Annotated in this window: 6 protein-coding genes; 2 read left to right on the top strand and 4 right to left on the bottom strand. The window is 60.7% G+C overall.

Features of this window, described 5'->3' with window-relative positions:
- Position 1 precedes the first annotated feature (1 nt).
- Positions 2 to 16159 carry a non-ribosomal peptide synthetase gene (locus tag KGD89_RS13160; protein ID WP_025260248.1) on the bottom strand — a complete coding sequence of 5386 codons (16158 nt, stop codon included), beginning with the start codon at positions 16157 to 16159 and terminating at the stop codon, positions 2 to 4.
- Positions 16160 to 16589: 430 nt separating this feature from the next.
- Between KGD89_RS13160 and KGD89_RS13155 the strand changes: the two genes are divergently transcribed.
- A complete protein-coding gene (locus KGD89_RS13155) occupies positions 16590 to 17198 on the top strand; it encodes an aspartyl/asparaginyl beta-hydroxylase domain-containing protein (protein ID WP_025260247.1) in 609 nt (202 codons plus the stop codon).
- Positions 17199 to 17460: 262 nt separating this feature from the next.
- Here the strand turns inward: KGD89_RS13155 and KGD89_RS13150 are convergent, their stop codons facing one another.
- From KGD89_RS13150 to KGD89_RS13140, 3 genes are all read right to left on the bottom strand, one after another.
- A complete protein-coding gene (locus tag KGD89_RS13150; RefSeq protein WP_025260246.1) occupies positions 17461 to 18669 on the bottom strand; it encodes an alpha/beta fold hydrolase in 1209 nt (402 codons plus the stop codon).
- 66 nt (positions 18670 to 18735) lie between these two features.
- Positions 18736 to 19680 (bottom strand): syringomycin E biosynthesis L-threonyl-[L-threonyl-carrier protein] 4-chlorinase SyrB2, encoded by a 945-nt coding sequence (gene syrB2 / locus KGD89_RS13145; protein ID WP_025260245.1) that lies wholly within the window; start codon positions 19678 to 19680, stop codon positions 18736 to 18738.
- Positions 19681 to 19698: 18 nt separating this feature from the next.
- On the bottom strand, positions 19699 to 21786 hold the full coding sequence (locus tag KGD89_RS13140; protein WP_025260244.1) for an amino acid adenylation domain-containing protein: 2088 nt from the start codon (positions 21784 to 21786) through the stop codon (positions 19699 to 19701).
- Positions 21787 to 22140: 354 nt separating this feature from the next.
- On the opposite strand from KGD89_RS13140, the gene KGD89_RS13135 reads away from it, so the two are divergent.
- The gene (locus KGD89_RS13135) at positions 22141 to 23169 is read left to right on the top strand and encodes a TauD/TfdA family dioxygenase (protein ID WP_038400415.1); all 1029 of its coding nucleotides are present in this window, start codon (positions 22141 to 22143) and stop codon (positions 23167 to 23169) included.
- The last annotated feature ends 147 nt before the right edge of the window (positions 23170 to 23316 follow it).

The following is a 23316-nucleotide window of genomic DNA, read 5'->3' as shown; positions in this document are numbered from 1 at the left end:
TTCAGGCATCCTTGGAGACAATAGCGAGCAGGTCGCTTTCAGAGAGCAAAGCCAGTTCCTGTTCGAGCGCGAGCAGGTCGTCGGCGTCGTACAGCGCCAGTTGCAAGGTGTTGATGTGGTCGGCCAGGGCCATCAGCGAGTTCTGTTCAAAAAGGGGTCTGAGAGGAATGTCGACGCCGGTTTCCTCACGAATCCGCAGACTCAGTTGCACCGCTGTCAGGGAGTGGCCACCCAGCTCGAAGAACGAGTCATTGCGACCGATGCGCTCAACGCCGAGCAGGTCGGCCCAGATGGTAGCCAGCAATTGCTCGGTTTCGCCGCTGGGTGCCTCATAGGTGCGCTGGGCAAAGGCTTGCTGATCCGGTGCTGGAAGCCGTGCGCGATCGAGCTTGCCGTTGGGGGTCAATGGCATTGCATCGATGATCACGAAGGCGCTGGGCAGCATGTATTCGGCCAGTTGCGGCGCGAGCTCTTCGCGCAGGGCCGTGGCACTGAGTAACTGACCGGTCTGGGCGACCACATAGGCAACCAGTCGCTTCTCGCCGGGTATGTCTTCGCGGGCAATGACTGCGGCTTCCTTGATTCCGGCACAACGACTGAGCCGGGATTCGATTTCTTCCAGTTCGATCCTGAAGCCCCTGACCTTGACCTGAAAGTCGTTACGGCCTATGAACTGCAGGTTGCCGTCTGCCAGGTAGCGCGCCAGATCGCCGGTTTTGTACATCCGCGCATCGGCTTCGTCGCTGAACGGGTCCACAAGGAAGCGTTCGGCATTGGTGGCTTCCAGGTTCAGGTAACCGCGAGCGACCCCATGACCACCAATGTAAATTTCCCCCGCGACACCGAAAGGCACCGGGCGCAAGTGCGCATCCAGCAGATAGAGGCGGGTATTGGCCATGGGCTTGCCGATGCTTGTCGGCGATTGCAGATCCGGATCGCCTGCTGTTTCGCCGACATACGCTGCGGTGCAGGACACGGTCGCTTCGGTAGGGCCGTAGGTGTTCACCAGTCGGGTGTGAACCGGCCGGATCTGCGCCCATTGCTCCAGCTTCTGTGTCGACAGTGCGTCGCCGGTCACGTTGATCAGCCGCACGTTGCCCAGGCAGGCCAGTGCGCGCTCCGGCTGTGGGTGCCAGTTGCCGACCAGGCTGTGCCAGTGGGCCGAGGTCATGTGCAACACCGTTGGCGCGGATTCGCTGCTCAGGCCGTCAGTGCCGAAAATGTCCGGGGTCGGCATCAGCGTGGCACCTGCCAGCAAGGCCGGGAAAATCTCCTCGACTGACAGGTCGAAGTTCGGCGAGTTCTGCTGCAACACAAGGTCGCCTGATGTCAGCTCGAACAGGCTGGCTGCGTCCAGGCTGTAATTGACCAGGCTGCGATGCTCGATCATTACGCCTTTGGGCAGGCCGGTCGAACCCGAGGTATAGATCACGTAGGCCAGGTTTCTGGAACTCAACGCCAGATCCGGGTTGTGCTCCTGTGCCGGGCTGTCCTGTGCAATGGATTCGGCGTCGATCAGCAGTGTCGGGATCGACAGTTCAGGCAGTGAGTCAAGCAGTTCTGCCTTGCTGAGCAGGACCTTTGGTGCGCTGTCGGTGACGATATGTGCCAGTCGCTCGGTCGGGTAGTTGGGGTCCAGCGGCACATAGGCACCACCGGCCTTGAGAATGCCGAGCATGCCGATAATCAGTTCAGGGCCACGCTCCTGCAGCAAGGCAACCCGATCATCCGGCTGAAGACCTTGCGCCAATAACTGATGGGCAACGTGGTTTGCCTGACGGTTGAGTACCTGATAGCTCAGGCTCAGCTCGCCGGCCTGCACGGCAATGGCCTCGGGCTGGCGCTGCACCTGGGCTTCAAAGAGCTGGTGGATAAGGGCTTCCTGCAGGTAAGGAACCTGGGTCCGGTTGAGTTCGACCAGCACGCGCTGGCGTTCTTCATCCGGCAGCAGGTCCAGATCGCTCAGCTCGGTGCCAGGGCTGTCCGCCAGAGCCTGAACCAACAGCCTCAAGGCTTTGAGGGTCATGTCAGCGATACGCTGAACACCGATGACCGGCACGCATTGCAGGGTGAGTTTCAGGTGCTGCGGATAGTCGTCCACCGACAGCGACAGCGGATAGTCGCCATTGTCCACATCGGTCAGGACCCGAATGCCCGGCCAGTCCGCCAGTCCATCAGCCTGTGCGTGTTGGCGGTAGTTGAGCAGGCCGGTAAACAGCGGGGTGCCGGTTTCGATGCTGCTGCAACGCTGGGCGGTGGTCAGTGCTGCCTGTTCATGACCCAGCAGCTCACTCAGGTCCTGATGCGTTGCGCTGATCAATTCCTGGACGTTGCGTCCTGCCAGTTGCACGCGCACCGGCAGGGTATTGATAAACATGCCCACGGCACTTTGCGCCCCGGCACCGCCTTGCAGCCGGCCTGACAGCACGGTGCCGAACACCACGTCGTCGCGGCCTGTACAACGTGCCAGCACCATTGCCCAGGTTGCATGCAGGATCGTGGCAGGCAGCACGCCACGGTTTCTGGCCTGGGTGCGCAGTTGTCGGGTGAAGTCTTCGTCCAGGGTCAGGATGTGATTCTGAAGATCACTCTCTACCTCCAGCACGTCGAATGGTGCCGTCGGGCTGTCCACGTCTGCCAGACGCCGACGGAAATAATCCTCGTGCAGTTCCACCGGGCTGGCCAGGGTCTGGGCGACAAACTCGCGGTAATGCTGTGGCTCAGGCAACAGGTCGGCGTCGCCCTTCATGATGGTACGGATTTCGTCGAGGACGATGCCCAGGCTGACATGGTCGTTGATGATGTGATGGTCGAGCAGCGTCAACAACCAGCTTCCCGTATTCCGGGTGACATGGGCATGGATCAGTGGTGCGTTGCCCAGGTCGATACGGAGCCGACTCGGGTCAGTGGCGTGGTCCAGTTGCCCACGAATGTCGTCGCCCGTGAAGTCCAGGTTGCTGACGGTCAGTTGCGCTGTGCGTTGTACCACTTGCAACGGCTGCGGCAGGCCGTTCCAGTGCACCGAGGTGCGCAGGCTGTCATGGCGGTCGATGACCTGTTGCAGGGCATCCAGGAATGCATCGAGGGAGGCCCGCTCGCTGAACTCAAGAACCGAGCGCACCAGATAGGTGTCGCCTTCCTGGCCCAGCAGGTGGTGGAACAGAATGCCCTGCTGCAAAGGCACCAGTGGGTAGACGTCCTGAATATTGGCCGCGCCGCCGGGTATCTGACTGACGATTCGGTCGATGTGCGACTGGCTGAGTTCTACCAGCGGCAGCAGGTCCGGGGTCAGTTCCGTGCAACCGTCCTTTATCGGGTTGGCCGGGGTCTCGAATTGCAATACGTTGCCGTGCTGCAGGGTTGCGGCCAGTTCATGCAGGCTTGGCGCGGTGAATACGCTGCGCACGTCAGCATTCAGGCCCAATTGACGCAGGCGATCAATCAGCGTGACCGCCATCAGCGAATGACCGCCCAGCTCGAAGAACCGGTCATGGCGACCGACTTTCTCCAGCCCCAGCAGTTCCTGCCAGAGCGTGGCAAGCAGGATTTCGGTCTCGCTCTGTGGCGCTTCGTCCCGGCGGGTGGCGAAAGCCTGCTGATCGGGGGCCGGCAATGCGCGGCGGTCGAGCTTGCCGTTGGGGGTCAGCGGCAAGGCATCCAGTTGAACGAAGGCGCTGGGCACCATGAACTCGGGAAGTCGTTCGAGCAGTTGCGTGCGCAATTGCTCCACGACCAGCGATTCGCCGCACAGGTAGGCGACCAGTTGCAGGCCTTTGGTCTGTCCCGGGCTGTCATCCCTGGCCAGGACCACCGCCTGACGCACGCCCGGACAGGCGGCGAGGGCGTTTTCGATTTCACCCAGCTCGATGCGCAAGCCCCGGATCTTGACCTGATCGTCGTTACGCCCCAGGAACTGCAAGGTTCCGTCCGGCAGCCAGCGACCCAGGTCGCCGGTGCGGTACATGCGTTGTCGATCTTCACTGAACGGGCAGACCGGGAAGCGCTCGGCGCTCATTTGCGGCTGGTTGAGGTAGCCACGCGCAACCCCGGCACCCGCGATATACAGCTCACCGACCACGCCGGTGGGCAGCGGCTCGCCATGGCGGTCGAGGACGTAGACCCGGGTATTGGCCAGTGGCCGTCCGATGCAGCGGTTCGGGGTGTCCTGTGGCCGGACTTCAGCCGCAGTCGTCACGATGGTCGCCTCGGTCGGGCCGTAGGTATTGAGCAGTCTCGGGGTATGACCGGCGCGTGCAAACCACTGCTGAACGGCCTCGGTGCTCAATTCTTCGCCGCCGATGACCACCACCCGCACATGCTCGGGAATCGGCGCTTTCTGGTCCTGAGCCAGCTGTTGCCAGAAGCGTGTGGGCAGGCTCACCACATTCAGACTGTTTTCTGCACACAAGGCCCAGAAGTTGCTGGCGTAGGTGAGCCAGGCATCGCTGCGCAAGACCAGCGTGGCACCGCTGACCAGTGCGCCGAAAATCTCTTCGGTGGAGGCGTCGAAGTTGACCGAGGCGAATTGCAGCGAGCGTTCACCCGCGATCAGGCCGGTCAGCCCGCAGATGGCCTCGACTTCGTTGCGCAGGCCCGCATGTTCAAGCATTACGCCTTTTGGTTTACCGGTGGAGCCGGAGGTGTAGATCACATAAGCCAGGTTCGATGCGCTGAGGCCCAGTGCCGAAGCATCCGGGTTGCTGTCATCGAGCGTGGTCCAGGGCTGGAACTCGTCATCCAGGGCAATCACTTGCAGGTCGGCGGGTAACTCGCCCAGACGTTGCAGGGCAGCGTGCTCACAGAGCAAGGCCCGCGGCGTGCTGTCGCTCAGCATGTACGCCAGGCGCTCGGCAGGGTAAGCCGGGTCCAGCGGCACATACGCCGCACCTGCCTTGAGGATCGCCAGCAAAGCGACGATCAGGCGCGGGCTGCGCTCGACGGCCAGTGCCACCCGGTCATCGGGTTGAATACCGGTGGCCAGCAGGTAATGGGCCAGGCGGTTGGCTTCGGCGTTCAGTTCGGCGTAGCTCAGGTGCTGATCTTCAAAGATCAGTGCCAGTTCGTCAGGCTGATTGCGGACCTGCTGCTCGAACAGTTCATGGATGCAGGGATTGCCCGGCAACGGCCGCTCGGTTGCGTTCCAGCCATGCAGCACTTGTTCGCGTTCTTCCTCGTTGAGCAGCGGCAGGCGGCTGACCGCTTGCAGATCGTTACCCAGCAGGCCTTCCAGCAAGGTCTGGAAGTGGGACATGAAACGGGCGATGGTGCTGTCGTCAAACAGATCGCTGGCGTATTCCACGCTGCCGGTCAGGTCGGTGCCGTCATCGGTCAGGGACAGCGACAGGTCGAACTGGGTGCTGCGGTGCTCGTAATGCTCAGCGCTCAGCGTCAGCCCCGGCAGTTGCAGAACCGGTTCGGCGTCGCCGTTCCTCAAAGCCAGCATGCTCTGGAAGACCGGACTGTGGCCCAGGCTGCGTTCCGGGTTCAGGGTTTCCACCACATGCTCGAAAGGCAGTTCCTGATGGCTGAAAGCCCCAAGCGTGCTGGCTTTCACTTGCTCAAGCAGTTGCGTGACACTTGGTTCGTCGTCCAGCCGTACACGGATCGCCAGGGTATTGACGAAGAAGCCGATCAGCGATTCGGTTTCCTCGCGTTGCCGGTTGGCGACCGGGGTGCCGACCACAATGTCGGTCTGTCCGCTCAGGCGTGACAGCAATGCTGCCCAGCCCGCCATCAGCGTCATGAACAGGGTGTTGCCATGACGACGGCTCAGGGCGCGGAGCCCGGATGTCAGCTCGGTGGGCAGCACGACGTTGTATTGCCCGCCTGCATGGCTCTGGACCAGCGGACGAGGGCGGTCGGTAGGCAGTTCGAGCAGGGTCGGTGCGCCCTGCAGATGCTGCTGCCAGTAATCTTTTTGCGCCTGAAGGCGTGAACCCGACAGCCACTCCCGCTGCCAGACGGCATGGTCGGCGTACTGGATGGCCAGAGCAGGCAGCGGATCGGCCTCGTCCTTGGCGAAAGCATTGTAGAGCGCGCTGAACTCATCGATCAGCACGCCCATGGAGACACCGTCGGAAATGATGTGGTGCAGGGTTACCCAGAGTCGATGCTCGCTATCGCTCAGGCGTACCAGATGAGCCCTGAACAACGGGCCTTTGGCCAGATCGAAAGGCTTGCTCACTTCCTGTGCGGCCATGTGTTGCAGGGCTTCGTTGTCCAGCGCCTGGCTGATCGCGGTTTCGCTAATGGTGATGCTGTCTGGTGCTGCAATACGCTGAAGTACTTGTGTGCCATGGCGCTCGAAGGTTGTGCGCAGGCTTTCGTGGCGTTCGATGATTCTGTCCAGCGCCTGTTGAAGGGCATTGCGGTTCAGCTCACCGTTCAGGCGCAGCAGTGCCGGAATGTGATAGGCAGCACCGGCGCTGTGGTCCAGTTGGTCGAGGAACCACAGACGCTGCTGGGCCAGGGACACCGGCAATGGCTGCTGCCGATCCGCCAGAGGAATGGGTTGCGAGCGGGAGTGATCGGCCTTGGCGACATAGGCCGCCAGTTCCTGCAACGAGGACTGGGCGAACAGCGTGCGCAGATCGATTTCAACACCCAGTTCGGTGTGCAGTCGGGCCTGCAACTGAACGCTCAGCAGAGAGTGGCCGCCCAGTTCCAGGAAACCGTCATTGCGGCCGACCTGATCGACGTGCAGCAGCTCCTGCCAGATTCTGGCAATGGCCTGTTCCACTTCGCCCTGTGGCGCTTCATAGGCACGGCTGGCCAGGGAATCCTGACCCGGAGCGGGCAGGGCACGGCGGTCGAGCTTGCCGTTGGCGGTCAGCGGCATGGCGTCCAGTTGCACGAAGGCGCTGGGGACCATGTATTCCGGTAGGCGCTTGATCAACCGTGCCCGCAGTTCTTCGGCAGAAGTCGGTTCGCCACAGACGTAGGCCACCAAGCGGCTGCTGCTGGCTTCGCCCGGGTTGTCTTCACGAGCAATCACCACGGCCTCACGCACCGAGGCAGAGGCCAGCAGCGCGCTTTCGATCTCGCCCAGTTCGATACGGAAACCGCGGATCTTGACCTGGAAGTCGTTGCGGCCTGCATATTCCAGGCTGCCGTCGGCTTTCCAGCGACCCAGGTCGCCAGTCTTGTACAGGCGGGCGTGTGGATCACTGGAGAACGGGTTGGAGACAAAACGCTGTGCAGTCAACTGCGGGTTGTTCAGGTAACCGCGGGCCACACCGGCACCGCCGATATGCAGCTCGCCGGTCACGCCCACCGGCACTGGCTGGCCACGCTTGTCGAGTACCAACACTTGCATGTTGGACAGCGGCTTGCCGATGCTCGGGCGCTCGCCCAGTTCGCTGATCAGTCCGAGGGATGCATCCACTGTGCATTCGGTCGGGCCGTACATGTTGTAGAAATGAATGTTCCGGCTCTGGCGCAGTTTGTCCCAGGTTGCGGCATTCAGGGCTTCACCACCCAGCAGGACGCTGACCGGTTGATAACTGCGACGCTCAAGCAGGCCAGCCGCCAATAGGGTATCCAGTTGCGACGGTGTGGAATCGAAGGCATGGACCTGATGTTTTTCGAGGAAATCCAGCAGTTCATGGCCGCTGGCACGGATCAGCGATGGAATGATGATCAGGCGATGACCGAAGAACAGCTGGGCGATGCCCTTGATGGACATGTCGAAGTAGAACCCGGCATTGAGCGCCACATTAGCCTGTGGCGGGCAATGGGCGTGGGTAGTACGCGCCATGACGTGGCTGAAGTTGAACACTGAACGGTGTTCGACCATCACGCCTTTGGACTGCCCGGTGGAGCCGGAGGTGTAGATCACATAAGCCAGGTTTTCGACTGTCAGGCCCAAGGATTCAGGGTCGAAGTTCTCGTCGTATTGTGGGTCGTTGTCGATAAGTGCCGGGTCATGCTCATCGAGCAGAATCAGCGCCGGGCAATAGCGTGTCGCAGGCAGGTGAGGTGTCAGGGCTTTCTGGCACAGCAACAGGCGAGCGGCACTGTCCTTGAGAATAAAGGCGATGCGATCGGCAGGGTGGTTGGGGTCGATCGGTACATAGGCGCCGCCGGCCTTGAGCACGGCCAGCAGACCGACGATCATCTCGACGCCACGGTCCGCACAGATGGCGACCCGTTGTTCAGGCTGAATGCCGTGCACCAGCAGACGCTGGGCCAACTGGTTGGCGCGGCGGTTGAGCTGGGCATAGGTGAGCTGCTGTTGCTCGTAAACCAGAGCAATGGCATTGGGCTGTGCCTTGACCTGCTCCTCGAACAGCACCGGCAAGGGGCGAGGTGTACCGAAGTCGCTGGCGGTCTGGTTGAAACCGGTCAGCACCTGCTGGCGCTCGGCTTCGGACAGGATGTCAAGGGTTTCTGCCAGACGCAGCGGCGTCTGTGCCAGAGCTTCCACCAGTGTCGTGACCGCCTGAATGAAATAGCTGGCGACCCTGTGGGGATCGACGCCAGCGGCTGTCTGGGTGGTCAGGGAGAATCCTTGGCCCTCATCGGCCACTGCAACTTCAATCGGGTAGTTGGTGCGTGCTTCGTTGCTGAGGAAGCGCACGCCATTCCATTGCAGTACGGCTTCGTCATTGGCCAGGGACCCGCCATCGGTCTGATGGCGATAGTTGAGCAGGGTGGTGAACAGCGGCAGGGACGCCGGAACACCGCTGCAACGCTGGGCCAGCGCCAGGGAAGCCTGTTCGTGACCCAGCAACTGGCCAAGATCCCGGGCCACTTCCCTGACCAGCTCTTGAGTGCCTTGCCCGGCAAGGCTGATACGCACCGGCAGGGTATTGATGAAAACCCCCAGCGCCCGTTCGGAGCCGGACGAACCTTGCAGTCGACCCGACACCACCGTGCCGAACACCACGTCGCTCTGATCGGTGCAGCGGGCCAGAACCTGTGCCCAGGCGGCGTGGAACAACACGGCCGGTGTCATGCCCTGACGGCGGGACTGCTCGCGGATGGCCTGTGCCAGTTCCGGCTCCAGATACTGGCTGATTTCGCTGACGTCAGCTCCGTCGCCTTGTATATCAAGCAGATCGAAAGGCGCGGTCGGTGTATCGATGACTGCCAGGCGTTCGCTGAAATAGGCTTCGTGAATCTCTGGTGTACTGGCCAGGGTCTGGGCAACGAAATCACGGTATGGCAGCGGCACCGGCAACTTATCCCTGCGATCCTGCATGATCGTCTGGATTTCTTCGAGAATGATGGCAAGGCTGACGTGGTCACTGATCAGGTGATGATCGAGCAATGCCAGCAGCCAGCGCCGGGATTGCGGATCCTGGACGATCCGGGCACTGAGCAGCGGAGCCTTGGTCAGGTCCATGCGCAGGTGGCGCGGGTCGCTGGCCTGTTGCAGTTGTTCAAGGGCTGTCGAGTTGCCTTTGAGTACCAGTGTCTCGACCGGCAAGGTGGCCTGGCGCTGCACGATCTGCACCGCTTGTGGCAGACCGCTCCATTGCACGGCACTGCGCAGGATGTCGTGGCGGTCGATGACCTGCTGCAAGGCATCGAGAAAGGCATCCAGGTGGGTACGGTCGTCGAACTCGATCATCGAACGCACCAGATAGGCGTCGCCTTCATGCCCCAGCATGTGGTGATAGAGAATGCCCTGCTGCAGAGGCACCAGCGGGTAGATGTCCTGAATATTCTCTGCGCCGCCCGGCACGCGCCGGACGAGGGTATCGAGTTGCGGCTGGCTCAATTGCACCAGCGGCAGCATGTCTGGTGTCAGCGCCGTGCAGCCATCGGGAATCAGGTTCGCCGGGGCGACGAACAGCGAGTCGCTGCTGCCGTCGATGGCCTTGGCCATGTCCCGCAGCAGTGGGGCACTGAAGACCGCTCGTACATCGGCCACCAGCCCTTGCTCACGCAGGCGCTCGATCAGGCTGACGGCTTTGAGTGAGTGTCCGCCCAGGGCGAAGAAGTGATCGTTGCGACCGACCGCTTCAACGCCGAGAACTTCTTGCCAGACCTGCGCCAGCAGGGTTTCGGTGGCACCTTCCGGCGCTTCGTGTACGCGATTGGCGTAGGCATCGGCGGTGGGCTCGGGCAGCGCCTGACGGTCCAGCTTGCGGTTGGCGGTCAGCGGGAAGGCCGACAGGCTCATGAACGCAGCGGGCATCATGTATTCAGCCAGCAGCGGCGTCAGTTGCGCGTGCAGTTGTGAAGCATCGATGCTCTGGCCTTCATGGGGAACCACATAAGCCAGCAGGCGTTTTTCACCTGCGCTATCGGCGCGGGCAATGACGGCCGCTTCCTTGATCCCCGGCAGGCTGCCCAAACGAGCCTCGATTTCCCCCAGTTCGATGCGGAAGCCTCGTACCTTGACCTGGAAGTCATTACGGCCCAGGTACTCGATGCGTCCATCCGGCAGGTAGCGGGCGAGGTCGCCGGTCTTGTACATCCGTGCATTCGGCTGATCGCTGAACGGATCAGCCAGGAAGCGCTCCCGGGTAACGCTATCCAGGTTCAGATAGCCTCTGGCGACGCCATCGCCGCCAATGAACATTTCTCCCGAAGCGCCAAAAGGGACAGGCTGTTGTTGCCCGTCCAGCAGGTAGATCCGGGTATTGGCCATGGGGGTGCCGATGGTGGCATTGCCGCTGGCTTCGCTGGCTTCGGCAGAGCCCTGAACATAGGCGGCGGTGCAGGACACCGTCGCCTCGGTAGGGCCATAGGTATTGACCAGCTTTACATGGGACGGGCGGATGCCTTCCCACTGCTGCAGCTTTTGTGCAGATAACGCATCGCCGGTCACGTTGATCAGGCGCACGTTTTTCAGTTGTCTTTCGGCCAGGGCAGCATTCAGGTGCCATTCGCCCACCATTGTGTGCCAATGGGCGGCGGTCATGTGCACCATGGTCGCGACTGGCTCGTCGTCCTCCTGGCGGGTACCGAACAGGTTGCGACTCGGTTTCAGGGTTGCGCCTGACAGCAGGGCCGGGAAGATTTCTTCGATGGAAAGGTCGAAGTTCAGGGTGTTCTGTTGCAGCACAGTGTCCCGGGTGCTCAGTTTGAACAGACGGGCTGCATCGAGGCTGTAGTTGACCAGCGCACGGTGTTCGACCATCACGCCTTTCGGGTTGCCTGTGGAGCCGGAGGTGTAGATCACATAGGCCAGATGTTCGGGCCGCAAATCGGTAATGACCGGATTGTCATCGCGGCCCGTGATGGGCTCGTCCAGCAGCACCAGCGGAATCGTCAGTTGTGGCACGCGCCCCAGTACTTCGTGCTGGCTGACCAGCACCGAGGGCGTGCTGTCTTGCAGCATGTAGGCAATGCGTTGCTCAGGATAATCCGGGTCCAGCGGCACATAGGCTGCGCCAGCCTTGAGGATACCCAGCAGACCCACCACCATTCGTGCGCTGCGTTCTACGCAGATCGCCACCCGGTCGTCTGGTCGGACTCCGAGGCCGATAAGATGATGGGCCAGGCGGTTGGCCTGCCGGTTGAGTTCGCTGTAACTGAGACGCTGGCCCTCGAAAGCCACCGCCAGTTCATCGCCGCGCAGGCCGGCCTGATCCTCGAACAGACGATGGATAGTCTGGTCGTGAGGGTAGGGCGTGCGGGCGGGGTTCAGATCCTGCAGGACCTGCTGACGCTCATTGGCGTCGAGCAGGGCGATATGTTCCACGACGGAGCTGTCGTCGGCGGCCATGGCCCTCAGGACGCGCTCCAGGTAACCGAGATAACGCTGAACCGTGGCTTCATCGAACAAGGCAGTGGCGTATTCGAGGTTGCCGCTCAGGCGCCCGTTGTCTTCACCCAGATCAAGGGACAGGTCGAATTTGGCGATGTCGTTCAACAGGCCCAGGTCTTCCAGTTGCAGCTCGCCCAGTGCGGCCTGGCCGACGCCAGTGTCCTGCCAACTGAGCATGGCCTGGAAGATCGGGGTGTGAGACAGGCTGCGGAATGGATTGACGATTTCCACGACCTGCTCGAAAGGCAGGTCCTGATGACGCTGGGCAGCCAGGGTCTGGGCCTTGACCCGTGCCAGCAGCGATCCGACATCGGGTTGCCCCGAGGTGTCGACACGAATCGCCAGGGTGTTCACGAAGAAGCCGATCAAGGGCTCGACTTCGGCACGGGTCCGGTTGGCCATGGGCGAGCCGATCACCACTTCGTCTTGGCCGCAAAGGCGGCTGAGCAATGCAGCCCAGGCGCTCATCACGGTCATGTACAGGGTTGTGCCGTGACGTTGCCCCAAGGTCTTGAGTGCCTGGGTCAGGTCTTCGTCAAAGTTCACCGGCAGGCTGGCGCCGTTGTAGTTCTGCTCCGCCGGACGTGGCCGGTCGGTGGGTAAGGTCAGCAGAGCTGGTGCGTCGGCCAGGGTTTCCTTCCAGTAGCGGCTTTGCTTCTCCAGTACTTCGCCGGTCAGCCAGCGGCGCTGCCATGCGGCGTAATCGGCGTATTGCAGCGCAAGCGGCGGCAAGGGATCGACATGGCCCTGGCGCAAGGCGTCATAGAGCGCTGCCACTTCACGGGTCAGCACACCGATCGACCAGCCATCGGAGATGATGTGGTGCAGGGTCACCAGCAACACATGTTCGGTTTCACCCAGGCGAATCAGGGTGCCACGTACCAGTGGGCCGCGCTCCAGATCGAAAGGTGCCAGAGCTTCCTGACGAGCCAGAGTCTGCATTTGCAGTTCTGCATCGGCCTGACCCGACAGGTCGATGCGTTTCAGGGTAAAGCCTGCACCCTTGGCATCGATGACTTGCACTGCCTGCTCGGTGGCATGCGGCACGAAACGTGTGCGCAATACTTCATGACGCTCCACCACACGGTCCAGAGCGTTTTGCAGTACTGAAGCATCGAGTACGCCGCGCAGGCGAAGGCCCGCCGGCATGTGATAGGCCTCGCTGGCACCTTCCATCTGTGCCAGGAACCACAGGCGCTGCTGGGCGAAGGACATGGGCAGGTCGGCGTCACGGTCAGCCAGCGTGATGTCCGGCAGGCTGCTTTTACCGGCGCTTGCTGCCATTTTTACCAGATCAGCGAGGGTCGGGTGGGCAAACAGCTCGGCCAGATCCAGCTCGATGGACAGTTGCTGGCGCATCTGGGAGATCAGTTGAATGGCGAGCAACGAATGGCCGCCCAGCTCGAAGAAATGATCCTCGCGTCCTACCTGTTCAACCTTCAACAGGTTTTGCCACAGTTCGGCCAGGGCGCTTTCCAGTTGGCCCTGAGGCGCTTCATAGCGTCGGCTGATCACGTCGCTCGCGGTCGGTGCAGGCAGCAGGCCACGATCCAGCTTGCCATTGCCGGTCAGCGGCAGGGTTGCCAGGCCGACATAAGCCGCAGGCACCATGTAGGCGGGAAGCTGGGCCTGGAGGTGATCGCGCAGCTCACGGATATCCAGTGGCGAGTCGCTGGTCGAGGTGAAATAGGCCACCAGACGTTTCTCTCCTGAGGCCTCGTCGCGGGCCAGTACCACGGCTTCCTTGATGGCCTCGTGCAAGGCCAGCTTGGCTTCGATCTCGCCCAGTTCGATACGCTGGCCACGGATCTTGACCTGGAAGTCGTTGCGCCCGATGTACTCCACCGCGCCGTTATCCAGCCAGCGGCCCAGGTCACCGGTCTTGTACAGACGGGCATCCGGGTCAGTGGAGAACGGATCACGGACAAAGCGTCCGGCGCTCAGTTCAGGCAGGTTCAGGTAGCCACGGGCAACCCCCACGCCGCCAATGTTGATCTCTCCAGCCACGCCTACAGGTGTCGGCTGATCATGGGGGTCGAGGATGTAAATCTGGATATTGGCGATAGGTCGGCCAATGGGCACGCTGTCGCCTTCGTCGCTCGGGAGGCACTGCCATGACGTGACGTCGATGGCCGCTTCCGTCGGGCCGTAAAGGTTATGCAGCTCGACCGGTGCCAGTTGTTCCTCGAAACGCTTCTGCAAACTGCGAGGCAAGGCTTCGCCGCTGCACAGCACACGACTCAGTGCGCTGAAGCCCTGGTTGTCGCCATGCTCCAGGAACACTTCCAGCATCGAAGGGACGAAATGCAGCAGGGTGATGTTCTGTTCGCGCATCACCTGGGCCAGATAGCCAGGGTCCTGATGGCCGCCGGGGCGGGCCATGTACAAATGAGCACCAGTGAGCAAAGGCAGGAAGAACTCCCAGACCGACACGTCGAAGCCGAAAGGCGTTTTCTGCAGTACACGATCGGTTTCATTGACCCGGTATTCGTCGCGGGCCCAGAGCAGGCGGTTGACTACGCCGCGATGTTCGTTCATCACGCCTTTGGGTTTGCCGGTAGAGCCGGAGGTATACAGCACATAGGCCAGGTGCGTGGCTTCAAGGCCCAGCAATGCCGGGTTCGGGTTGGTATCCGGGAACGCAGAGCGGTCGACATTTTCGTCCACCAGCAGCACGGAAATATCTGCACGGGCGACGTCATCCAGCAAGGCCTCGCAGGTCAGCATCGCCACGGGAGAGCTGTCGTCAAGCATGTAGTCCCGACGGTTGTCTGGCAGGTCCGGATCTATCGGCACGTAAGCACCACCGGCCTTGAGGATTGCCAGAAGCGCCACCACCAGTTCGTTGCTGCGGCGCAGGGCCACGGCGACTCGGGAGTCCGGTGTTACGCCTTGCTTGATCAGTTGATGGGCCAACTGGTTGGCGCGTCGGTTAAGCGTTTCGTAGCTCAATGACTGGCCGTTGTGATCGCTGACCGCAGCAGCGTCAGGCGTACGCTCGACCTGTTGCTCGAACAGGCCATGGATCAGTTCGTCGCGAGGGTAATCATGCCGGGTCGCGTTGAAGGTATGCAGCACGCGATCCTGCTCGGTCTGCGGCATGATCGGAAATTGTGCGACAGGCAGTGCGTGGTGTTCGATAAGCGCTTCGAACATCGACACCATGCGGCCTTGAATGATCTGGACTTCCTCCCGAGTGAAGAAGGCGGTGTTGAAGTTGAAGTCCAGGTAAACGTCATCCGAGGCATGGTAGTCACGGACGAAGATTGCCAGTGGCAGACGTTCGTAACCGTTGTCCTGGGTAAAAATCTCGGTTTCCTGACCGCCCAGCGTTGCGTCGCCATTGAGGCTTTCAAACGAGATCGATATGTCAAACAACTGCCGACGACCTTCCTGGGCCAGCTTCAGGGTGCGGTTGAGCTCGGCAATCGGGAAGCGCTGGTGTCGATAGCAACGGCGCAACTGGGCCGCCGTGACTTGCATCAGATCCACAAGCGAAGCCTGGGTGTCGACTTCCAGGCGGATCGGGCTGACCGATGAGAACATGCCCACAGTCGCTTTCTGCCGGGCATTGGTGCGGTTGTGTACCGGCATGCCGATCACGATGGAGTCGACGCCGGTGGTGCGGCAGAAATAGGTGCTGATGACCGTCATGAACACGTGAGCCAGGGACAACCCCTGGCCTGTGGCGAACTCGGCAAGATCGTTGAACAGCTTGCGCGGCATCATCGTCTGCACCTGGGCGCTCGGTGCAATGCCGCTGCCCGGTACTGCGAAACGCTGTTGCAGCAGCGGCGGTGGCAGCTCGGCGAAGACTTCCTGCCAGAACGCCCGGTCCCGCTCGAAACGGCTCGATTCCAGGTAGCCACGATCCTCTTCGAGGAAAGATAGATAGGAAGGACCCTGGGCCGGATCGTCTTCGCCAATCAGCAACCCGTTATAGGCCTGTTCAACGGCGCGACCCATGAGCATGACGCTGATGCCATCGGTCATCAGGTGGTGATAACGGGTCAGCCAGTAATACAACTGAGGCCCGCAACGGACCAGACGAACGCTCCAGAGTACGCCGGTCAGCGACGGGAAAGGGCGGCGAAACTCTTCACGCAGGTACGCCCTGGCGACTTTCTCAGGATCCTGCTCGTTGGAAAAATCCACCACTTCCAGCGCTACATCGACCTGAGGCAGAACCCGCTGGCAGGCCACTCCGTCCTGCACGCCGAAACTCAGGCGCAGGGAATCGTGACGTTCCACCACCAGCTGGATGGCCTTCTCGAACAGCGGCACGTCGATTTCGCCACGGATCTCCATTGCCATGCCGATGTTGTAGTAGGGCAATTCGGGATGGGCCATTTGATCGAGCCAGATACCTTGCTGTACGGAAGCGAGCCCGTACGACGGGGTTTCTTGTTCAAGCATCTGGGGAGTGGACGAGGCCATGTCGGATCACCTGTATCGCGCAGTCAGTGAAGGCTCGTCTACGGGCGGTGGGCAGCCAGGCTGTAATGCGGACATTACCCATCGGCGTGACGAATCATGAGGTTCGGTCAAAAAAGTCGTCTCGGCGGTCGCTGTCGGTGAACCGGCTTTTCGAGAGAGGAATGCGCAAGCGAGCAAACCATCTCGTGCCTGGGTTCCGGGCGCTTCCGGGGAGCCATGGCTGAAAATTAGAGGAACGCTTGCTCACTGTATGTCGCCGGAAGTGGGGACAAACGCCAGGCGCTTCATGGGGGAACGATGTACCCGATTACGGTGGCAGACAGTCTGTGGTGGTGGCAGGCCAAATGGCTTTATCGCCCTGCATTCGCGTGGCGAAAGGCAAATGACCTCACCTGAAGGTCTTCCAATAATTGCTGATGAAGGAGGCGCCATGCGCCCGTCGTTTTATGAAGCCTGCCGCTTCCCGCAACTTGAAAACCTGGCCAGAAACTGGGAAGTGATTCGTGACGAGTTTCAGGCTCTGAATGCCCCGACCCTCGAAATAAATCGCGTCAACAAGTCCATCACCGAGCTGTTCGAGGAACTGACCGAGCACGTCAATAACGGCGGCGAGTACGGCTGGCTCTGGGGGTGGGGCGACAACGATCAGTTGATGACCAACTGGACCCAGTACGCGCTGGTGGCCTACGACCAGCCCATTCCCTATGCCCGGGAAAAGATGCCACGTACCCTGGAGTTGCTGAGCAACACACCGGGCATCAAACTGTGTGCATTGCTGCGCCTGGAGCCCAATGTCTTCCTGGGCACCCACTCCCACGGTGGTACCTGGGAAGAGGGCTTGCTGCACATGCAGCTGACCATCGATGCGCCTGTCGAGCAGAATTACAACTACCTGAACGTCAATGGCCAGTTCAGCCAGAGCGTCAACGGCAACCTGGTGGTTTTTGACGGCTCACTCGATCATTTCGCGGTCAACGCATCGGGCGGTGTTCGCACGGTGATGTACATGGAGTTCTATCGCGAACAGCATATGGTGTGAGTGGTAGGAGATCACCCGCTGCCTCGGCGCCGCGCTGTCGCGCAGCAAAGAGGAGCAGGTGTTTCCAGATTCATGGTTCGGCTTGAGGCCGTCTTGCGCCTTTACGGCGCGTCACTTTGGTTTCGGTAAAAGTAACCAAAGCCACTGCTCCGGTTCGGCCCCGCCACAAGACGGGGCCGAACCGGAGCGGATGGTTTTCCCCCCCTTTTTGCCGAAACAAAAGGGGGCCGCCGTAAAGGCGGAACATAAATACGGTTGTGATTTAAGTCAGTGCGGGTTCTTCCAGCTCTTTCATGAAATGAAACGCGGTAGCGCACGAGCGTGGGGCATGCTCGAAAAACGCCAGGTGGCTGCCATTCTCTTCCACATGCAGACGTGCCCCGTCGATGCTCTGGGCAATGTGTCGTGAGCCGCCAATATGCGTGGTCTGGTCGCTGTCGCCAGCCACCACCAGTACCGGCATGACGATCTGGTCGAGCAGCCCGTTCAGGTCCGTCTTGTTCAGTGCATCGTTGAGTTTCGAGTAGCGGTAGAACAGCTCCGGATTGGTGTACGGAAACAGCGCCACATGGGCAATGGGTTCCGGGGTGGTGACCAGCGTGGCCTGATCGACGAACAGCATCTGCAGGTCGCCTGCTTCGTTGCGGTCCGCTGCGGCGGCCTCCATCAACCACTCGAAATTGCGCTGGTGGGCCGTGCGCAGGTTGTCATCGGCCAGGTTGTAGTCGCCATGCCAAAGGCTCAACGAACGCACCCGCTCACTGTTGGCAGCGGCCGCGCACAGGGCGATGGCCGCGCCGCCACAGATTCCCATCAGGTGCGCGCTGTCATGGCCAAAGTGATCCATGACGGCGAATAGATCAGCCACCTGGGCATCGGCATCCACTTGCAGTCGATCGAAGTCGATGCAGGCACCAAATAGCCCGCGAGTCTCCCAGGCCATGACGAAATAACGCTCGCCCAGCGCCTGGAACCATTCGCGGCAGAGTTCGAAAGGCAGGCCGCAGGGCAGGGCAAGGACAATCGGGGCCAGTTGCCGGTTGGCACTGGCGTAAGTGTTCAGCAGGACGCCGTCGCGAGTGATCAGGCTTGATCTCGCGATACCGGGCAGAGGAGGGCTGAAGTCGAAATCCCGGATCAGCGCCTGTTGCGTCTGATCCGGCTCCGAAGCGCCGAACAACTCGTAATTGAAATCCAGCGCAGCGCTGACTTTCCTGCTGATGAACAATTCGAAGGAGGACAGTTCTGCAATCGCATCGTGGTGATATTCAAGATGTCGAATGCCCAGGCGCTCGAAAGCCTGGTTGACTGCCTTTTGTGTTGCTGCTACGCCGGGGCCGGCGATGATCGAACGATCATCCTCGGCCCCGAGGAAGCCGATACGAATCGGCTCGGGGAGGTGGGTCGCCAGATGCCGGAGCATCCTGACTGCCTCGCACAGGCGCGTCGCCGCGTCGGTGAAATTGGACATGGTTAAACGCTCCTTACCAGACATATCAGACATATGTGGTGACCTGCCGCCTCAATTGCCGATGACTCAGTCTTCCCTGAACTTCTTGCCGCGGGTGGTTTCGGTTACCAGGCGGTTGTAGTCAGGAGTGGTATCGCCGATGACCTGCACCGCACCGTATTTTTCCAGGCTGATCTTGCCGCCGTATTCCTCGATGTGATCGGAGTCCGGGTAGACATGCACGAAGGACGGCACATAACGGGAAGCGAAGCCCATGCGCATTTCCTGGCTTTCGCCGCTGTGCGGATACGAGGCGTGCATCAGGGTCGACCAGAAGATGATGAACTGGCCTGCTTTCATCTGGATCGGCACGGCGCTGGCTTCGTCAGGCTTCCAGTTCTCGTCGATCTGCAACTGGCGATAGTCGTAGCCGAAGAAACCACGGCGTACACCCTCCTTGACCAGCGAGTTGGAGGTTTCCGGCGAGTAGCTCATGCGCTTGGTTTCGTCGTAGTTCATGCTGTTCTGGGTGCCGGGAATGAACTGCAGGCAGCCGTTGGCGATGCTGACGTCGGTGAAGGCTGTCCATACAGTGATGGTGCCGCCGAACTCTTCATTTTCAGGCCAGATGATCTGTGGCTTGCCCGAGGCGTTGGCGAAGGTGTCTGCCTGGTGCCAGTCGGTGCCTTCATCGCCCGGGTATTTCGGGAAGAATTCGGTACGCCAGCACAGTACGTCCGGGCCCAGAATGCTTTGTATGCGGTCGCAGATTTCCGGACGGCCGATATGCTCGGCAAGGAAGTCATCATCAAGGTGGCGGTCGTAGTTGGCGATGTTGGTGCCGCCGGAGATCGCATCCAGATCCTGATAGGCCGCATGGCTGCGATCCAGCAGACGCAGGCGCAGGCGTTTCCAGGTTTCCTTCATTTCGTCCTGGTCATAGGCCGTGAAAGGACCGATGAAACCGTTTTTTTCGAATGCGGCGCGTTCTTCCTTGGAAAGGTGGAATCGCTTGATTGCTACTTCAGACATGTGCGTGTTCCTTTTCGGTCAATGAGCGTTGGCAAGGGAGGTGCGAATGCTGTCGGCAAGAACCTTGGCAGTGGCTCCGTTCGCGAGAGCGCCAGGGTTGAGGTCGACCTTGTAGTGAGCCTTGAGCAGGCTGAGGGAGCGGATCAGGGCCAGCGAGGTACCGCCGTGATCGAAGAAATCGTCGTTCAGGCCAATACCCTTGAGGCCGATGTCATCGGACCAGACCTTGAGTACATGCAGCTCCTGTTCCGACAGGTTGCCCTGCTCGGTTTTGGCAAGGGAGTTGCGAATGCTGGCGGCAAGAACCTTGGCAGTGGCTCCGTCCGCAAGAACGCCGGGGTTGAGGTCGACCTTGTAGTGAGCCTTGAGCAGGCTGAGGGAGCGGATCAGGGCCAGCGAGGTACCGCCGTGATCGAAGAAATCGTCGTTCAGGCCTATGCCCTTGAGGCCGATATCATCGGACCAGGCCTTGAGTACATACAGCTCCTGTTCCGACAGGTTGCCCTGATCGGTTGTGGTGCTGGTGTGCTCAAGCGGCGAAGGCAGTTGCTGTTTGTCGATCTTGCCGTGGGCGGTGACTGGCAGTGTCGCCAGACCAATGTAAGCCGAAGGACGCATGTAGTCCGGCAACTGTTGTGCGGCCAGTGCCGCCAGCTCGCTGCGCAGTTCCTGAGTCACCGTCTGTGAACCATCGGAAGGAACGACGTAGGCCACCAGTCGCAGATCGCCCTGACCGTAGTCATAGGCGGTAACGTGACTGGCGGAAATGCTCTTGCTCGACTGCAGGGCGGCTTCGACTTCGCCAGCCTCGATACGGAAGCCGCGAACCTTGAGTTGCTGGTCGCTACGTCCGGCGTAGAGGTATTCGCCATGCTCGTCGAGCTTGAGCAGGTCGCCGGTGCGATAGGCACGGATGCCGCTGCCTGGCAGGGTTACAAAGCGCTCGGCCGTCAGGCCCGGGCGATTCAGATAGCCCAGGGTCAGCCCGGCGCCTTCGATATACAGCTCGCCGATTTCGCCTGTGTTCACCGCTTGCTGTTTTTCATCCAGCAGGTGCAGGGTCCAGCCATCCAGCGGTTTGCCTACAGACACGGTGGCCGATGTTTCAAGGTCCTGAGCGCGTACCCGTTTGTGGGTCGTATGCACGGTGGCTTCGGTGATGCCATACATGTTGATCAGGGCTGGCAGCGCGTCACCATGACGTTCGACCCACGGACGCAGTACGGTCGCCGGCAATGCTTCGCCACCGAATACCACGTAGCGGAGCGACAGACGTTTGCTGGCCTGACTGTCTGCTTCGTCAAGACCGCGGAAGGCCGACGGCGTCTGGCTCAGGACGGTGACCTGATTGCTGATCAGCCACTGCCTGAAGGTTTCAGGTGAGCGGGAGATTTCGTAAGGCACGACGGCAACCTGGCCACCGTGGGCGAGAGCGCCCCAGATTTCCCAGACCGAGAAATCGAAGCCGATGGAGTGGAACATCGACCAGATATCGTTGTGAGTGAAATGGTAAATGCGTTGGGTGCTTTCCAGCAGGCTGCTCACGTTGGCATGGGTTACCAGCACACCTTTGGGTTCGCCCGTGGAGCCCGAGGTGTAGATCACATAGGCCGGAGCCTGAGACGCATCGGCGCTGCTGGCCTTGAACTCGCCAGGGCTCTTTTCTGCAAGCAGCTCGTTCAGGAGCAGCACTTGCAGTGAAGGCGTCTTGGGAATGCTGCACAGATTACTGGTGCTGACGATCAGTTGCAGACCGCTGTCCTGAACGATGTGCTCGATGCGTTTTGCAGGGTAGGCCGGATCGACCGGGACATAGGCACCGCCGGCCTTGAGAATGGCGAGCAGGGTAATGACCAGATCGACATTACGCTCCAGGCACAGGCCGACTAGACTGCCGTCCTTGACGCCGCGTTTGCGCAGGCTGGCTGCCAGCGCCGAAGATGCTGCGTCGAGCTCTGCGTAACTGACGGCTCGGGTTTCATCGGATAACGCTGTTCTTTCGGGAAATTCTCTGGCCCTGGCACTGAACAATTCGTGCAGCAAGGCGCCGGGTCGCAGTGGGGCTGACAGCTTGTCTGCCCTTTCGCCTGTCGGGTTGATCGGCATGAATAACACTCCTGTTTGATCACAAGTTGCAGTGCGCTGGACGCATTCGAAACCAGGTTCTGCAGCCCGTACCGAAGAGTTGTGAGGTACTTGCGAACCGCTCGTATTTGCGCAGCGGAGGCATTTCAGCACCCATCCCGCAAAGGTGTCTGTCGAGGGAAATGGGGACAGTCGGTGACACAGCGAAAGGGCCGCAATGTCCCTGATTGCGGTGACAGACAGGCATGTCCTGCGATGCTTACATGCTGGCGCAAAGCGTGCCGGCAAGGGAGGTTTCTCGAACGGGCACGACCCTCGATATTCATCGCCCGGGAGTTATGCATGAACCTTGAAACCATCGATTTGCCTGCTGGTATGCAGCCGAAAACTATCGAGTCATTGCGCTGGCCCGACAGCCACGGTGACAAAAAGGTGCGCCTGTCGCTGCTGGATCCCGCCAGCAGCCTGCCAGTGGTGATAGAGCCTGCCGAAGCCGGGCTGGAACCGCTGGCCTGGGCCGCAGAAAACCGTGAAAGCATCGAAGCACTGTTGTGCCGACACGGAGCGATTCTGTTTCGGGGTTTCGGCCTGGATAGCGTGCCCCTGTTCGAGAGTTTTGCCGAAGCATTGTCACCGGGCTTGCACGGCGGGTATGGCGATCTGCCGAAGAAGGAGGGCGGTCGCAATGTGTATCGCTCCACGCCTTATCCCGAGCGGGAAATGATCCTCTATCACAACGAAAGCTCACACCTGGAAAGCTGGCCACGCAAGCAGTGGTTCTACTGTGAGCTGCCCTCGAAAGTGGGTGGCGCCACACCGCTGGTGGACATTCGCCAGATGCTGCTGCAACTGCCTGGCGAAGTGGTCGAGAAGTTCGAGCGCAAGGCGTTGCGTTACATCCGTACCTTTACCTCGGGCGTAGAACCCAGCTGGCAGAGCTTCTTCGGCACCGACAAGCCCGAAGTGGCAGAGGCCCGCTGTCGCGAACAAGGTACGGCGTTCGAGTGGCTGGATGCCGACACCCTGCAGATTCACACCCATTGCCCAGCGGTCATTCATCACCCTGTCACCGGCCAGGCGGCCTTTTTCAATCAGGTCCAGTTGCATCACCCGTTCTGCCTGGGTGAGGAAATGCGTGAAGACCTGTTCGACATGTTTGGTGAAGACCGCCTGCCGCGCATGGTCAGCTACGGCGATGGCACCCCGATTGAGGATGACGTCATGGCGCTGGTCGGCGAGGCCTATGAGGCTTGTGCTGTGCGGTTCCAGTGGCAGAAGGGTGACCTGATCATGCTGGACAACATGCTCGCGGCACATGCCCGTGACCCCTATGAAGAGCCGCGGCTCATCGCTGTGGCCATGGGTGAGATGACCACGCGGGACGCTGTCTGGCCGAGCAAATGATTGGCGCTTGTACTCGGAGTCCGGGACAGCCGCGAGCTGACGCGTCCGTACACTGGCTGTCCTGATCTTTCACTGTTTTTCCCGAACGTGCTGGCGCCCATGCGTCAGCGATTGGTAATCGGTACTGCCATCTGGCCCGTCCATCCA

Source organism: Pseudomonas cichorii, assembly GCF_018343775.1.
Classification (GTDB): domain Bacteria; phylum Pseudomonadota; class Gammaproteobacteria; order Pseudomonadales; family Pseudomonadaceae; genus Aquipseudomonas; species Aquipseudomonas cichorii.
Note: the sequence above shows the minus strand (reverse complement) of the source record. Positions and strands in the feature narration are given on the sequence as shown.